Source organism: Mesorhizobium sp. M1B.F.Ca.ET.045.04.1.1 (assembly GCF_003952465.1).
Classification (GTDB): Bacteria; Pseudomonadota; Alphaproteobacteria; order Rhizobiales; family Rhizobiaceae; genus Mesorhizobium; species Mesorhizobium shonense.
The window spans coordinates 2,297,601-2,311,323 of the sequence record NZ_CP034448.1 but is presented as its reverse complement, the minus strand read 5'-3'; the positions used below and the strand labels follow the sequence as shown (position 1 = coordinate 2,311,323).

General features: G+C 64.3%; 13 protein-coding genes. 7 read left to right on the top strand and 6 right to left on the bottom strand.

Going from position 1 to position 13,723, the window contains the following annotated elements; translation table 11 throughout:
- Positions 1 to 84 precede the first annotated feature (84 nt).
- The 3 genes from EJ071_RS11355 to EJ071_RS11345 form a co-directional block, all read right to left on the bottom strand.
- On the bottom strand, positions 85 to 696 hold the full coding sequence (locus tag EJ071_RS11355; RefSeq protein WP_126097943.1) for a hypothetical protein: 612 nt from the start codon (positions 694 to 696) through the stop codon (positions 85 to 87).
- Positions 697 to 733: 37 nt separating this feature from the next.
- Positions 734 to 1,267 (bottom strand): Gfo/Idh/MocA family oxidoreductase, encoded by a 534-nt coding sequence (locus tag EJ071_RS11350; protein ID WP_189521445.1) that lies wholly within the window; start codon positions 1,265 to 1,267, stop codon positions 734 to 736.
- A gap of 1,124 nt (positions 1,268 to 2,391) precedes the next feature.
- Positions 2,392 to 2,754, bottom strand: a complete 363-nt coding sequence (locus tag EJ071_RS11345) for a hypothetical protein (protein ID WP_126097941.1) — start codon at positions 2,752 to 2,754, stop codon at positions 2,392 to 2,394.
- Positions 2,755 to 4,392: 1,638 nt separating this feature from the next.
- Here EJ071_RS11345 and EJ071_RS39365 point away from each other — a divergent pair.
- Genes EJ071_RS39365 through EJ071_RS11335 form a run of 3 tightly spaced genes read left to right on the top strand, consistent with a single transcriptional unit; the run spans position 4,393 to position 5,925 of the window.
- Positions 4,393 to 4,755, top strand: coding sequence for a hypothetical protein (locus EJ071_RS39365; RefSeq protein ID WP_245460202.1), 363 nt, complete (start codon positions 4,393 to 4,395; stop codon positions 4,753 to 4,755).
- Positions 4,709 to 5,068: a sugar ABC transporter permease gene (locus EJ071_RS39360; RefSeq protein ID WP_245460201.1), complete on the top strand. Its 360-nt coding sequence runs from the start codon at positions 4,709 to 4,711 to the stop codon at positions 5,066 to 5,068. Before EJ071_RS39365 ends, EJ071_RS39360 begins: the two co-directional genes overlap by 47 nt.
- Positions 5,065 to 5,925 (top strand): carbohydrate ABC transporter permease, encoded by an 861-nt coding sequence (locus EJ071_RS11335; RefSeq protein WP_126097940.1) that lies wholly within the window; start codon positions 5,065 to 5,067, stop codon positions 5,923 to 5,925. The genes EJ071_RS39360 and EJ071_RS11335 overlap by 4 nt, the downstream gene beginning before the upstream one ends.
- Positions 5,926 to 5,985: 60 nt before the next feature.
- Here the strand turns inward: EJ071_RS11335 and EJ071_RS11330 are convergent, their stop codons facing one another.
- Positions 5,986 to 6,645 (bottom strand): methyltransferase domain-containing protein, encoded by a 660-nt coding sequence (locus tag EJ071_RS11330; RefSeq protein ID WP_126097939.1) that lies wholly within the window; start codon positions 6,643 to 6,645, stop codon positions 5,986 to 5,988.
- A gap of 235 nt (positions 6,646 to 6,880) precedes the next feature.
- Here EJ071_RS11330 and EJ071_RS11325 point away from each other — a divergent pair, with 235 nt between their 5' ends.
- Positions 6,881 to 7,507, top strand: coding sequence for a TetR/AcrR family transcriptional regulator (locus EJ071_RS11325; protein ID WP_126097938.1), 627 nt, complete (start codon positions 6,881 to 6,883; stop codon positions 7,505 to 7,507).
- Here EJ071_RS11325 and EJ071_RS11320 read toward each other — a convergent pair whose 3' ends face one another.
- The gene (locus EJ071_RS11320) at positions 7,508 to 8,155 is read right to left on the bottom strand and encodes a hypothetical protein (protein WP_245460200.1); all 648 of its coding nucleotides are present in this window, start codon (positions 8,153 to 8,155) and stop codon (positions 7,508 to 7,510) included.
- Between the two features lie 84 nt (positions 8,156 to 8,239).
- Positions 8,240 to 9,424, bottom strand: coding sequence for a Gfo/Idh/MocA family oxidoreductase (locus EJ071_RS11315; RefSeq protein ID WP_126097937.1), 1,185 nt, complete (start codon positions 9,422 to 9,424; stop codon positions 8,240 to 8,242).
- A gap of 428 nt (positions 9,425 to 9,852) precedes the next feature.
- Here EJ071_RS11315 and EJ071_RS39355 point away from each other — a divergent pair, with 428 nt between their 5' ends.
- The 3 genes from EJ071_RS39355 to EJ071_RS11290 are packed head-to-tail and all read left to right on the top strand — an operon-like array spanning position 9,853 to position 13,663.
- Positions 9,853 to 11,697, top strand: a complete 1,845-nt coding sequence (locus tag EJ071_RS39355; RefSeq protein ID WP_245460199.1) for an ATP-binding cassette domain-containing protein — start codon at positions 9,853 to 9,855, stop codon at positions 11,695 to 11,697.
- Positions 11,694 to 12,680, top strand: a complete 987-nt coding sequence (locus EJ071_RS11295; protein ID WP_126097936.1) for an ABC transporter permease — start codon at positions 11,694 to 11,696, stop codon at positions 12,678 to 12,680. Before EJ071_RS39355 ends, EJ071_RS11295 begins: the two co-directional genes overlap by 4 nt.
- A complete protein-coding gene (locus EJ071_RS11290) occupies positions 12,677 to 13,663 on the top strand; it encodes an ABC transporter permease (RefSeq protein ID WP_126097935.1) in 987 nt (328 codons plus the stop codon). Before EJ071_RS11295 ends, EJ071_RS11290 begins: the two co-directional genes overlap by 4 nt.
- Positions 13,664 to 13,723 lie beyond the last annotated feature (60 nt).

The window sequence follows — 13,723 nt, the reverse complement described above, 5'->3', positions numbered from 1 at the left end:
CACCCAAGCAGCTTCATCAAACTGCGTTTGCGGCCATCGGAGGCCGAGTTCGGCAAGCCGTCAAGAGTGCGACTGCCCCCTCACTCAAACCTCGCCGCTATCCACACGCCGCCTGCCGCGTTCGACTCCACCGCCGCCGCCACGAACTTCACGCCGCGCGCACCGTCGACCACGTCGGGCACCTGCGCCACGCGTGCCGTATCGGACCCCTCGCCCCGAACGATGCCGCGCAGGATGATGTCGGCGGCGTCGGCGGTAGAAATTGGCGAAGGCTCGATATAGCCCTCGGGATGCGCGGCCGGCCGTGCGCGAGACCGCGCCGGGCTTCCGGCCGTCGATCCGTGGCCGCCGCGCAGCCAGCGTGCGCGTTCTCCTCGCCATGGGCGAGAAGCGCAGCTCCTCCGGCCGCGTGGCCCGACCATTCGAGCCCGGCCTTGTCGCCATAGATGCGCACCGAGAGGTCGTTGTAGTGGCCGGCGAGGTCTGGCTGGCGAGGATCGTGCCGTGCGCGCCGCCCATCCAGCGCACCAGCACATGCGCATTGTCGTCGAGCCGCCGGCCGGGCACGGCGGTGAAAAGGTCGGCCGAGACCGCCTCCGCCTCGAAGCCGGAGATGAAGCTCGCCAGGTTGAAGGCATGCACGCCGATGTCGGCAAGCACCGCGACTGCCCGGCGCGCGCCGGGTCGGTGCGCCATTCGGCCTGCTTCTGCCTTGCGCGTCGATCGGCTGCCGTCAGCCAGTCCTGCATATAGGCGCCATGCACGGAAACGATGCGGCCGAGCGCGCCCGCCGCCACCATCTCGCGCGCCTGGCGCACCATGGCGTAGCCGGTGTTGTTGAGCGTGACGACGAAGCGGCGCTTCTTCGCTTGGTTAGCGTCACCAGCGCCTCGGCCTCGGCAAGCGTCGTCGATAGCGGCTTGTCGCAGATGACGTCGATGCCGGCCTCGAGGAAGGCGGTCGCGATCGGCGCATGCAGATGGTTGGGCGTGACGACGACCACCGCCTCGATGCCGTCCGGCCGCGCCGCTTCGGCTTTCGCCATGGCACGGTAATCGGCATAGCTGCGCTCGGGTGCGATGCCGATCTCGGCGCCGAGGCGGCTGCGTTCTCCGGATCGGAAGACAGCGCGCCCGCCACGAGGGCGATCTGGTCGTCGAGCCGCATGGCCAGCCGGTGCACAGCGCGATGAAGGGCTGCGGCCGCCCCCGACCATGCCGACCGTCAGGCGCTTGCGCGAGGTTCCGTTAGCGGTTGCATGGACCATGTTTCGATTCCTCCCCGAGGCTGTCATTGGCCGGCGACTAATAGGGGCGCTCCGCCAATTTCGAACAGTGTATTCCATTGTTTTGTGAAAACGACCGCAACTCGCGCAGCCTTGCACGGCATTTGTCGAAGGGGTTCGATCAGTTTGCGCGATTTTCCTAGCGCTGGCGGCTGCCCCTCATCCGCCTGCCGGCACCTTCTCTCCGTATAGTGATCGGGAGAAGGCGGACGGCCGCGGCGCCCGGCTCGTTTCCTGGCAGAAGTTGCGATTGTCGAACGCTTGAGAGCGCCCCTCTCCCGTCACTTATACGGGAGAGGATTGCCGGCAGGCCAGGTGAGGGCGGAGCCGACTTGGACGAATTGCGTCTCCACGCAATGTTGGGTCGCCTGCGCGATGTCGGGTCCGCGGCCGCCGCGCAACGCCGTGCTCAAGCGGTTTCTTGGCCGTAGGTCCCGGAGCGTCCCGGGGCGGGGGAACTTGGTATCACGAGGATACGACCAAGTTCATCGCGCTCCGATTGGTTCTTTCCTCCTAAATGACATCGAAGTATGCCGCGCTTCGCACGCATGTCCGTTCCCGGTGCGCCAGCTCCGCACAGACCGATCACGGGTGGCTGCGTCGGCTCGAGCATGCCGGCAGCAGGTCCGTCAATAGATGCCTCCTGGCGCAGTGGCGGTCGGCGAGGCACGCCGATAAAGGCCGAGAACTGCAGGGTGCGCCCGCGGTGGGACGGGGACAAGCGCGCGTGATTGCCATTGCCCGGTCTCCCCATTTCTTTGGTCTGTCGCTTCCTCGGGAGGGGCGGCAGGCGACGGGGACGCGGAAGCCGTGGGGAAGGAAGTTTTACATGCGTGCTCTTTTCTCCATGAGAGATCATTCTAGTGACTGACCTGACGTCGTCCAATCTCTTCAAGTAGGCTTGAAAGCCGTTGCGTGTTGTACTATGTCTGACTATGGTTGTTCCGGTAGATTGTGTATATATTTCGGGGATGTCATTTGAGTGTTACTATTTTAGTTTGTGTAATTTTCTTATCTATTTTGATTAATTGGTGTTTTTTTGTTGTCTCTGGAAGAGTTTCAGGTATGCTGTGATAGATTTTTTGACTTCTTGTTTTGTCTCTTAATCATATCTTGGCTTCTGATATCTCTGTATGTAGCGTTTTTTTCTCGTTTATCGTTTTGTTTGGTGTTGTGTTTTTTGCTGTTGTCTTTGCTTTCCTTTTTTTTGATGATTGTTCTAAATCGCTTTTTGGTTCATTTATATTTTTTCTTTTATTTCGTGTCGTTTTTAGTATCGTCTGTGTTTTCTTCTGTTTTCTGTGTCCTTGTTTGGTCGTTGTATTGGTTGTATTTGCTTTCTGATGTTTGTTTGTTTCTTTTTGCTCTGATTTCTTTTTTCGTTTATTATATTCTGTGCTGTTCCTTTGTCCTGCGGGTCCTCGTCCGCGGCCTGCGCGCGAACCGGGCTGGGCGCAACGCGTCAACATTCTCCTATCTGATACCCAGCTGGGCCCGTGAGACGGTCCGCGCTGCTGCGAAAGCGGCGGCCAAGGATTCTCGAAGCAAAATCCGGATGTCCGGCGTCCACGCGTAGCGCAGCGGTTCCCTTCGGCGATCTTCTGTACCTCCGCTGCGCTCGGCAGGTGTGGCGGCCTCCGCCGAAACGGGCACGACAGATAGACGGCGGCATCTACGATTCTGTGGCTCCAAGGAACTGGGCAAGTGGACAAACTCGTCGCCCTCGCCCGAAGCGATGCCAATGAAGGGAAGTAGCGCTGCTGGCCGCGGCGTCGTCCACGCCGCTCGGTCGCGCGGCACGCTCTTCGGCATCCCGAACGGATATCGCGTCTAACGCGCTGAGACTCACAACATAGGATGTTCAGGAGGTCAGGCATGTGCCGCGCCCGCCAAGACGCTGGGCGACTTCAAGGATGTGGCCGCGCAAACTGACCAACAAGGATAGGGCCACAGGGTTTTGGCATGAATCACACTCATGGGCGGCAGGCTGGGTCTCATCCTTTCGCCTCGCTGCTGCGTGTGCTCATGGTGGCAACGCTGGTCGAGGATGTGCAAGGACCGGGCGCTGGACTATCCGCCAGGGCGCGGCGAGACTTCGGGCTCTTACGAAGACTTGATAAAGTTCCTGGAGCTAAGCAATCCGGCGATGGCGACGGCCGACGCCAACAGCCAAACCGGTCCCGGTTCCTCGTAAATGGTACGTCTCCGCAAGGACACGGCCGAGTGATATCATGGCCAACTGGGTGAGAAAGCGTGCGCTACGCGAAGGACCAGGCTAGGGACAAGGTCGCAAACGCTCGCCACCAGCGCTGCGGCGTGGCGGCCAGTCCGCCGATCCCCAGTACGTGGTTCCGCGAGGCCGCGACAAGGCCCGCATCATCTCCTATCTCTGGATGACCGTGGTCCACGCCAAGGGCGCGAGCACGGGAGCAGAAGGCCCGGCCCTGCCCGGGAATGTCCTCGCCGCGGGCTAGAGCAGCCCGATTAATCGGCAGAAGGCGCTTGGCCTATGTTCCCTGACATTCTCGTGATTGTCGAATTGTTGTGCTTATATCGCTGGCGTCTGGGCGCCAGCTGCGCCGAGATATCGAGGCGACACACAAGGACAGGCTCGCTCCGAATTTCCATCCCTCGGCTAATTGGTCGGCCAGGAGGCGTGCCGGACGCTCGGGCACCTTCCAGGACCCGTACCGTGCCCTAGTCCGGCCTGAGTTCTCGTGAATCCCTGCCAGCTCACAACGTCCCGAGGCGTTGCAGTATGGCCAGGTCCTCGGCCTCAGGATAAGCGCAACGTGAGCGACTGAGACGGCCAGAGCTACGTGCCACGTCGATCCTGGAGCGCGCGGCGAAATAGGCTCGGGTCTTCGACCCGTAGCCATCGGAAGCATAGGAATGGCCAAAGCTTTTCGTGCCCCGGCGGGCATCATGCTTGCGCCCGCCGTGACATTGATCGGCGTCTTCGTGCTCTTGCCGATGCTGCTCACCATCTGGCTCTCCTTCCACGACTGGTCGACGCAGACGCCTTTTTCCGAAGCGAGCTTCGCCGGCTTGGTAATTTCCGCGAGATTTTCGGCCCGACCTCGGTCGGGCGCGATTTCAAGACCGCCTTGCTCAACACCGCAGTCTATACCGCGCTTTCGGTCGTCCTCATCCTGCCGCTGTCGGTCGTCTTCGGACTGATGGTCTACCAGCGTGACGTGCCCGGCGGCACGGCGCTGCGGACGGTGCTGTTCTCCACCTACATGGTGCCGATGATCGCGGTGGCCCTGGTCTGGTCGAAACTCTATTCGCCGAGCGAAGGCCCGCTCAACCATTTGCTCGGGCTGATCGGCATCGGCCCGCAGCCCTGGCTCTCCTCGCCGCGCTCGGCCGCTGGTGTCGATCGTCCTGCTCAATGTCTGGCAGCAGGTCGGCTACTTCACCGTGCTGGCGATCGCCGGGCTGACGCAGATTCCCGGCAGCCTCTATGAAGCCGCGACGCTCGACGGCGCCAACGGCAAAGAGCAGTTCCGCTTCATCACGTTGCCCTTGCTTCGCCGCACGCTTTTGTTCAGCGCCGTCATCGCCATCATCAACGCGGTGCAGGTTTTCGAGCCGGTGGCGCTGATCACCCAAGGCGGGCCGGTGGGCTCGACCAATGTGCTCACCTACCATATTCGCCGCGTCGGCATCGAACGCGCGCAGGGCGGGCTGGGCTCGGCCATGGCTGTGATGCTGATGCTGTCGCTGATCGTCTGCGTCTCGGCGCTGTTCTCACTTGTCAACCGCAAGGACGGCGAATGAGTACGGCCGCCCGTTCGCTCACCCGCAAGCGCCCCTCGGGCCGCAAGGCCTTGCTTGCAACGGCGATGCTCCTGGTCGCCGTGGCCTCCGCCTTTCCACTGGCCTGGATGGTGCTTTCCAGCCTGAAGACGCCGGCCGAGACCATGCAGGTGCCGCCAGTCTGGATCCCGCACGCGCCGACGCTCGAGGCGTACGAAAAGGTCGCCGGCGTCATCAATCTCGGCCGCTCGATGTGGAATTCCTTGGTCATCGCTTCGGTCACCACCGCCGGCATCCTGGCGACCAGCATGATGGCCGGCTATGCCTTTGCCAAATATTCCTTCCCAGGCCGCTCGCTGCTGTTCTCGCTGCTGATCGCCACCATGTTCCTGCCGCCGATCGTCACGCTGATCCCACTCTACCGCATGGTCGGCTCGCTCGGGCTCAACGCCAGCCTCGCCGGCATCATCGTGCCCAACCTCGCCAACGCCTTCGGCATCTTCCTAATGCGCCAGTTCATCGCCGGCGTGCCGGACGACCTGATCGACGCCGCGCGCATGGACGGCGCCTCCGAACTGCTCATCCTGTTCAAGATCGTGGCGCCGAGCGTCGCGCCGGCGATCGCCGCCCTCGCGTTGTTCGCCTTCGTCTACCACTGGAACAGCTATCTCTGGCCGCTCACCGTGCTGCAGGGCAATGCCGACGCCTATCCGATCGTCATCAGCCTGAGCCGGCTGCTCAGCTACAACCGCGGCGCTGTCAACACCGGCCTGGTGATGGCCGGCGCAACGCTCGCCGTGCTGCCGCCGCTCGTCCTGTTCGTCTTCCTGCAGCGCTTCTTCGTCGACTCGATCGTGGGTTCAGCTATCAAGGGGTAAGTCGTTCGGCCATAGGTTCATGTCGGACGCCTGCAGCCACCAGCGGCGTTGCCGCAATCCTCACACCTTGATACCGCGCAGGAAATGCAGGCCGAGCCAGCCGAGCGGGCCACTTTCAATGCGCTCGAAGCCCGCCGCCGCCAGCGGTTCGCGGAGGCGATGCAGGTCGAACTGGCCATGCAGGCCGTGCTTTGCCGACATGTGTCCACGCTCGCTGACGGGGCCGGCATAATCGATCAGCAACAGCCGTCCGCCGGGCGGCAGGACGCGAGCCGCCTCGCGCAGGCAAAGGCTGCGTCGTGCTTCCGGCACCATGTGCAGCACCGTGGTGAAAGTGACCGCATCGAAGCGTCCGTCCTCGAAGGGCAATTCGGCCGCATCGGCATGATGAAACGCGATATCGAGGCCAGCCCGGCTCGCCTTGCGGCGAGCGGCGGCAAGCATCTTTTCGGAGACGTCGACGCCAACCACCGATCCACCGGGTTGCACGCGGCGCCAGGCCGAAATCGCCTGCGTGCCGGTGCCGCATCCGACGTCCAGCAGTTGGAAGCCCGGCGCCAGGCCGGCCAGATCGAGCAGAGCGTCGCGATAGGCCAGGTCCCGCCCACGCGTCAGCACGAGAACGAGCAGGTCGTAAAGACGCGGGAAGCCGATGCCCTTGTTGGCTTCCGGGCCGATTGCGGTTTCAGCGGTACGCACTTCGCTTCGCATATGATGCATGTCCGTCACGTCCTTTCTTCGAAAGCGCCAGATCTTCAACAGCGCCAAGCTGGCGAATGCCGGTACAGTGGCTGCCAACTGGTGAAGCTTCGAAACAATGCGTATGATAATGGACACTCTGTCCGGAATTTTCGACGGACGATGCAACTGGAACGTCCGTTAGTGGACAATCCGGGCCTGCCGTCCTGGAAAACGTGCAGAGAAGGGAGCGGATTGGCAAAGGGAGGAGTGATTCATGCCGCGCGGAATCGATCGACGGGCCGCCCGTACGCGCAAGGCCCTTCACCAGGCGCTGCTGGCGCTCATGCTGCGCAAGGGCTATGAGGCCCTCTCGGTGCAGGACATCATCGATGAAGCCGATGTCGGCCGCTCGACCTTCTATGCGCACTATACCGGCAAGGAGGATCTCCTGCGCAGCGGCTTCCAGCTGCTTCGGGAAGAGCTGAAAGAGGCGCAATCCGCGGCGCCTGCAACAGCTGAAGCATCACACGACGACCCGCTTGGCTTCAGCACGGCCATGTTCGAACATGCGGCCCGGTATGCCGACCACTACCGGACGATGATCGGCGGGCGAGGCGGCGCCGTGACGGACAACGAGATCCGCCTGATCCTGTCGGAAATGGTCCGGCAAGAGCTGTCCTCGACGCTCCGAGACGATGCCATCCCGCGCGACTTCGTCGTGCAATTCATCGTCGGAGCCTTCCTGACGGCTCTGAGCTGGTGGTTCGAGCGGAAGCCTGGACTGCTGCCGTCTGAGGTCGACGCCATGTTCCGGAGCCTGGTGCTTGACGGGCTTTCACCCTTAATCGGCGACGAGCGCGGACGGACGGATCCCCCTGCCGCAAATGGGCATGCTGAGTGATCAATCCGAAGGGCCAGGCCCCGCCCGCAAGAGCCGATCAGAGAGAACTGTCACGCCGGGTGCTTGCCCATCGACATTCGGCAAGTCGAGCGCGGAACGCAGCAAGCCGGCATCCCGCTGGTAGAGCGTCGAATAGCGGACCGGTGCCAGGAGGTCGGCGTAAGGTTGGAAATCCGCAATACGCTTGTTGAAGGGTATCGCTCCGCAACCGGGAACCAGACAGTCTTCCTTTCCTTTCGGACATTGGCTGAAGGAACAGAGCCGGCCAAGGTAGCGGTCGCTGCCGGGCTCGAACAGGAATACGTCGAGCTGATGGTTGGCGACGCTGATGCCCACGCCTGCCTCGAAGGCCTTTCGCAGCGAGGCGGCTCCCGCGCGGCGCAACTCGCCGAGCCGATGTTGCGAGTCGATCCACACCGCCAGATCGAGATCGCCGCACTCGTGCCAGACCTCGATGCGCGCGCGGCGGAATTCGCTGAACCGGGGGACCTCCTTCCAGAGCGGTTTTGCCACTGACCCTATGACAGCGATCGCCTCGATCTCGGGGAACGCCATCCAGGACTGCGTGACGACATCGGCGGCCTGGCGGAATTCGCGCTGGCGCCGCAGGAGGTAACGGTTCTGCTCTTCGATCTGCGCGCGCTTCATGGTTCACCCAAGCAGCTTCATCAAACTGCGTTTGCGGCCATCGGAGGCCGAGTTCGGCAAGCCGTCAAGAGTGCGACTGCCCCCTCACTCAAACCTCGCCGCTATCCACACGCCGCCTGCCGCGTTCGACTCCACCGCCGCCGCCACGAACTTCACGCCGCGCGCACCGTCGACCACGTCGGGCACCTGCGCCACGCGTGCCGTATCGACCACCTCGCCCGAACGATGCGCGCGGATGATGTCGGCGGCGTCGCGGTAGAAATTGGCGAAGGCCTCGATATAGCCCTCGGGATGCGCGGCCGGCGTGCGCGAGACGCGCCGGGCTTCCGCCGTCGATCCGTGGCCGCCGCGCACCAGCGTGCGCGTCTCCTCGCCATAGGGCGAGAAGCGCAGCTCCTCCGGCCGCGTGCCCGACCATTCGAGCCCGGCCTTGTCGCCATAGATGCGCACCGAGAGGTCGTTGTAGTGGCCGGGCGAGGTCTGGCTGGCGAGGATCGTGCCGTGCGCGCCGCCCATCCAGCGCACCAGCACATGCGCATTGTCGTCGAGCCGCCGGCCGGGCACGGCGGTGAAAAGGTCGGCCGAGACCGCCTCCGCCTCGAAGCCGGAGATGAAGCTCGCCAGGTTGAAGGCATGCACGCCGATGTCGGCAAGCACCGCCGACTGCCCGGCGCGCGCCGGGTCGGTGCGCCATTCGGCCTGCTTCTGCCCTTGCGCGTCGATCGGCTGCGTCAGCCAGTCCTGCATATAGGCGCCATGCACGGAAACGATGCGGCCGAGCGCGCCCGCCGCCACCATCTCGCGCGCCTGGCGCACCATGGCGTAGCCGGTGTTGTTGAGCGTGACGACGAAGCGGCGCTTCTTCGCTTTGGTTAGCGTCACCAGCGCCTCGGCCTCGGCAAGCGTCGTCGATAGCGGCTTGTCGCAGATGACGTCGATGCCGGCCTCGAGGAAGGCGGTCGCGATCGGCGCATGCAGATGGTTGGGCGTGACGACGACCACCGCCTCGATGCCGTCCGGCCGCGCCGCTTCGGCTTTCGCCATGGCACGGTAATCGGCATAGCTGCGCTCGGGTGCGATGCCGATCTCGGCGGCCGAGGCGGCTGCGTTCTCCGGATCGGAAGACAGCGCGCCCGCCACGAGGGCGATCTGGTCGTCGAGCCGCATGGCCAGCCGGTGCACAGCGCCGATGAAGGCGCTGCGGCCGCCCCCGACCATGCCGACCGTCAGGCGCTTGCGCGAGGTTCCGTTAGCGGTTGCATGGACCATGTTTCGATTCCTCCCCGATGGCTGTCATTGGCCGGGCAGGACTATAGGGGGCGCTCCGCCAATTTCGAACAGTTATTCCAAATTTTGTTTTGTGAAACGACCGCACCGCGCTAGCCTTGCACGGCATTGTCGAAGGAGGGTTCGATCAGTTTGCGCGATTTTCCTAGCGCTGGCGCTGCCCCTCATCCGCCTGCCGGCACCTTCTCCCCGTATAGTGACGGGGAGAAGGGGACTGGCCGCGGCGCCGGCTCGTTTCCTGCAAAGTTGGCGATTGTCGAAACCGCTGATGAGAGCGCCCCTCTCCCCGTCACTATACGGGGAGAGGATGCCGGCAGGCAGGTGAGGGGCGGCGCCGACTTGGACAATTGGCGGTCTCCACCGCAATGTTGGGTCGCCTCATACACGACAGCTCAAACCCGGCCCGTCCCATGAGCAACGCCCGAACTTCACCCGGCCGCGTCGGCGCCGGCGAGAGCGCCCCCCGCAAACAGGGCCGTTCGCTGACAGCACTTGGCTACACCAAACCGCAAACCTATGAAGAACTGCGCGCCGTGCTCTCGTCCGGCACCGTGCATTTCCCGAAAAGGCTGCGCCAGGTCGCCATCTTCCTGTGGCAGCATCCGAGCGCCGTGGCGCTGGGCACTATCGCCCAGGTGGCCGACCAGGCCGGCGTGCAGCCCTCGACTCTGGTGCGCTTCGCGCAGATCTTCGGCTATGCCGGATTTTCCGATTTCCAGGGCCTGTTCAAGGACCATATGAAAGGCTCCTGGCCGGACGGTCGTGGACAGGGCAGCCATGAGCCAGCTAAGGAGCAGAGCGCCAACCTGCATTTCCTCCACGGCATGGTCGGCGCCTCGCAGGCCTCGCTCAGCCGCATCGGCAGCGGCTTCGACACCGACAGTTTCGAAAAGATGGTCGACCTGCTTGCGGGAGCCGAGCTGATCTATGTCATCGGCAGCAAGCGTGCCTTCCCCGTCACCACCTATGTTTCGCTGACGCTGTCGCAACAGGGCGTGCGCAACGTGCTGGTCGACAATGTCGGCTCGACCGCGTTCGACCAGGTCGGCTGCATAAGCCGGCGCGACGCGGTGCTCGCCGTCTCCTTCAGCCCGTACAATTCGATCACGCCCGACCTGGTCGCCGTCGCGCATGAGCGCGGGGCATCCATCGTCGCCATCACCGACAGCACCTTTTCGCCGCTGGTGAAACTTTCCGACACCTGGCTGGAGGTGGTCGAGTCCGACTTCGCCGGCTTCCGCTCGCTGGCCGCCTCGCTGGCCGTCGGGATGGCTTTGGTCCACGGCGTCGTCGCGCGCCGGACAGGCCGCGCTACGGTGCTGCGCGACGGCGCCACCGTCGGCGTCGTCGATATCGAGCCCGGCATCGAGGAAAAGATCGTCGAGATGATGCTTGGCGCCCGCATCGAGAAGACCAGCGTCGCAGCTGCGCGCGTGGCAAGCCAGGGCTCCGCCGCACAAGACAGCCATCCGCGGCTATCGGTGCGCAACCTGCAGCTCGGCACCAAGCTGCACGACGTCTCCTTCGATCTCGCCAATGGCGAGGTGGCTGGCGTCGTCGCGCTCGAGGGCCAGGGCCAGGACGAGCTCTTCGCCGCCCTTGCCGGCTCGATCCGGCCGGCCGGCGGCACGATTGCCGTCGACGGCGCGCCGGTGAAGTTCTCGCATCCGAGCGACGCGATTCAAGCTGGCATCGCTTACGTGCCTGGCGACCGCACCGAGGCTTTAGCCATGCAGCGCTCGGTGCGCGAGAACATCGCGCTGCCCTTCAGCGCGGCACTGCGCAAATGGGGGCCTATCCGGGTGCAGCGGGAACGCATGGTGGTTTCCAGCGCCATTGCCAGGCTGCAGATCGATACCCGCGCGCAGGGCGAAGTGCAGCGCCTTTCCGGCGGCAACCAGCAGAAGGTGACCATCGCCCGCTGGATCGCGGCGGACGCCCGCACCATCCTCTGCTTCGACCCGACGCGCGGCATCGATGTCGGCACCAAGCAGGAAATCTACAAATTGCTGCGCGAGCTCGCCGGCCTCGGCAAATCGGTGCTGTTCTACACATCCGAGCTGGAGGAGGTGCAGCGTGTCTGCGACCGCGTCATCGTCATCTTCGGCGGCCGTGTCGTCGACACTTTCCCGGTCGAGCTTGCCGACGAGCCGGCGCTGATGCGGGCTGCCTACGGCCTGCCGCGCGGCGCCAGGGAGGATGTCGGCATCCTTGCCGATGTCAGGCCCACCCCCGATGCGGAGGCCGCGTCATGACCCGTTTCCTGCGCCGCCAGGGCTGGGTCGCCGGCCTGCTCGCCCTGCTCATCTTCCTGTTCGTCATCACCAAGCTGATCCAGCCGGGTTATGGCAGCGGCGACTTCGGCTCGCTCGCGCGGGCAGTTTTGCCCTACGCTTTTGCAGTGGCTGCGCAGACCGTCGTCGTCATCGCGGGCGGCATCGATCTCTCGGTCGCCGCCATGATGGCGCTGACAAGCGTTACCGCCGCCTCGATGATGAACGGCGCCAGCGAGGAATATGCGTTTTTCGTCGTGCCCTTCGTGCTGGCTATGGGGCTAGTGCTCGGCGCGCTCAACGGCCTCCTTATCGTCGTCACCCGCGTGCCGGATATCGTGGTCACCTTGGCCACGCTGTTCGTGCTGCAGGGCGCGGCGCTTCTGGTGCTCGATGCGCCCGGCGGCGCCGCCGCCGAGTGGCTGAAGGCAAGTGTCGTCGGCATCATGCCGATCGCCGGCCTGCCGGATTGGGCCGATGCCTGGGTTCCGAAGGCGCTGGTGCTGCTCGTGGTCTGCCTCTTCGCCATATGGATTCCGCTGAGAAGCTCGCGGCTTGGCCTCTCCATCTACGCCATCGGCAGCGACGAGCTTGCCGCCTTCCGCAGCGGCGTGCCGGTGGCGCGCACCAGGATCGTCGCCTACGCGCTCTCCGGCCTGTTCGCGGCACTTGGCGGGCTGTCGCTCACCATCAGCACCGGCATCGGCGCGCCGATCCCCGGCCCCTATCTGCTCGCCAGCGTCGCGGCGGTGGTGCTTGGCGGCGTCGCGCTCGGCGGCGGCAAGGGCGGGCTGCTCGGGCCGATCATCGCCGTCTTCGTGCTCAGGCTGGTGCGCACAGACCTGACGCTTCTCGCCATCGACCCCAACGTCACCGCCATCATCGAGGGCGCAATCATGGTCGCCGTGGTGATGTTCGGCGCCTTCATCACCATCCGGGGCCGCCCGGCAGGAGCAACGCCATGACGAGCAGCGCGACCATGCCCCAGCCTGTCTCGTTCGGCCGCCGCCTGAAGCGCTTCATGGCGGACCGGCCGCTCATTCCGCTGATCATCCTGCTCGTCATCCTGGTGGCGATCCTGCAGGTCCTGCGCCCCGGCATCGTCAACGAGCGCTGGATCGCCAACACGGCGAAGTTCGCCATTCCGCTGGCGATCCTCGCCGGTTGCCAGACCATGACGATGCTCACCGGCGGCATCGACCTCTCGGTCGGCACGGTGGCGACGATGAGCGCCTTCATCATGGCAACGCAGATCGTCAATCAGGATCCGACGGTAGCCTTTCTGCTGGCCATGCTGCCGGCGGTGCTGATCGGCCTCGTCAACGGCATCGGCGTCGGCGTCTTCCGCGTCCATCCGCTGATCATGACGCTGGGCACCAGCCTGATCGGCACCGGCTTCCTGCAGGTCTACCAGCGCACCGTCATCGCCTCCGGCGCCAGGATCCCGGATTTCCTCAACTGGCTGGGCACCGGCCTCACCTACGGCTTTCCCAACGCGCTCTTCCTGTTCGTGCCGGTGGCGATACTGATCGTCTTCACCCTCAACCGCACCGGCTTCGGCCGCCTGCTCTACGCCGTCGGCGACAATGAACGCGCCGCACGTTTGTCCGGCGTCCGCTACTGGCAGGTGATCACCGCGCTCTACGTCATCTCCAGCCTGCTCGCCGGCATCACCGGCCTGCTCTATATCGGCTTGATCAAGGCGCCGTCGCTGTCGCTCGCCGAGCCGCTGGTGCTGCCTTCGGTGGCGGCGGCCGTCATCGGCGGCACCTCGATCTTCGGCGGCCGCGGCGGCTATATGGGAACAATCATCGGCGCGCTGATCCTGACCGTGCTGACGACGCTGCTCACCATCCTGCATATGCCGGAAGGCGGTCGCCGCATCCTTTTCGGTTTCATCGTGCTGTTCGTGACCGCAGCGTATTTGAGGATCATCGAGGACCGGTAGGCGGAAGCGCGGAAGCGGCGCTTTTTGGCTCAAGGGATTTGAACCGTCCCTATCCCATGG

What these genes read in the sequence shown, in the direction of transcription:
- EJ071_RS11355 (WP_126097943.1), bottom strand. Translation starts at nt 696, where the DNA reads ATGGCGCACCGACCCGGCGCGCGCCGGGCAGTCGCGGTGCTTGCCGAC.
- EJ071_RS11350 (WP_189521445.1), bottom strand. Translation starts at nt 1,267, where the DNA reads ATGGTCCATGCAACCGCTAACGGAACCTCGCGCAAGCGCCTGACGGTC.
- EJ071_RS11345 (WP_126097941.1), bottom strand. Translation starts at nt 2,754, where the DNA reads ATGTTGACGCGTTGCGCCCAGCCCGGTTCGCGCGCAGGCCGCGGACGA.
- EJ071_RS11335 (WP_126097940.1), top strand. Translation starts at nt 5,065, where the DNA reads ATGAGTACGGCCGCCCGTTCGCTCACCCGCAAGCGCCCCTCGGGCCGC.
- EJ071_RS11330 (WP_126097939.1), bottom strand. Translation starts at nt 6,645, where the DNA reads ATGCATCATATGCGAAGCGAAGTGCGTACCGCTGAAACCGCAATCGGC.
- EJ071_RS11325 (WP_126097938.1), top strand. Translation starts at nt 6,881, where the DNA reads ATGCCGCGCGGAATCGATCGACGGGCCGCCCGTACGCGCAAGGCCCTT.
- EJ071_RS11320 (WP_245460200.1), bottom strand. Translation starts at nt 8,155, where the DNA reads ATGAAGCGCGCGCAGATCGAAGAGCAGAACCGTTACCTCCTGCGGCGC.
- EJ071_RS11315 (WP_126097937.1), bottom strand. Translation starts at nt 9,424, where the DNA reads ATGGTCCATGCAACCGCTAACGGAACCTCGCGCAAGCGCCTGACGGTC.
- EJ071_RS39355 (WP_245460199.1), top strand. Translation starts at nt 9,853, where the DNA reads ATGAGCAACGCCCGAACTTCACCCGGCCGCGTCGGCGCCGGCGAGAGC.
- EJ071_RS11295 (WP_126097936.1), top strand. Translation starts at nt 11,694, where the DNA reads ATGACCCGTTTCCTGCGCCGCCAGGGCTGGGTCGCCGGCCTGCTCGCC.
- EJ071_RS11290 (WP_126097935.1), top strand. Translation starts at nt 12,677, where the DNA reads ATGACGAGCAGCGCGACCATGCCCCAGCCTGTCTCGTTCGGCCGCCGC.